This window comes from Pedococcus sp. P1_H8, from assembly GCF_056405175.1.
This window is the reverse complement of the sequence record NZ_JBFUCP010000108.1, coordinates 1-544: the sequence shown is the minus strand read 5'-3', so window position 1 is coordinate 544 and position 544 is coordinate 1. Positions and strand designations below refer to the sequence as shown.

At 68.6% G+C, this 544-nt stretch carries 1 protein-coding gene; it reads left to right on the top strand.

Features of this window, described 5'->3' with window-relative positions; genetic code table 11:
• Window positions 1-205: 205 nt before the first annotated feature.
• A partial coding sequence (trxA, locus tag AC1DYG_RS19085; protein ID WP_477641436.1) for a thioredoxin occupies window positions 206-544 on the top strand: 339 nt, incomplete at its 3' end.

Genomic DNA, 544 nt, shown 5'->3' with positions numbered 1-544 from the left:
CCGCACGTCACCCTCGCCCGGCGCGTGTTCCCCGACGAGATCGGCCCGGCGATCAATGCGCTCACGCCGCGAGAACTGACCGGCTCCGTCGACGGGATCCGGCGCTGGGACGGCGACGCCAAAAGGGAATGGCGCATAGCCTGAGGAAGAATCGGGCACGCCGAGGCGTTGAACCGGCGAGACAAGCAGCGACGAGAGGACCTTCATGGCCACGCAGACCCTGACCCAGCAGAACTTCGACGAGATCATCGGCGGGAACGACGTCGTCCTCGTCGACTTCTGGGCCGCCTGGTGCGGACCGTGCCGCGCCTTCGCACCGACCTTCGAGGCCTCGTCCGATCAGCACCCCGACGTGGTGCACGCCAAGGTGGACACCGAGGCCGAGCAGGGTCTCGCCGCCGCGGCGAACATCCGGTCCATCCCGACCATCATGGCGTTCCGCGAGGGCATCCTGGTCTACTCGCAGCCCGGCGCGATGCCCGCGGCCCAGCTCGACGACCTGCTCACGCAGGTCAAGGCGCTGGACATGGACAAGGTCCGCGAG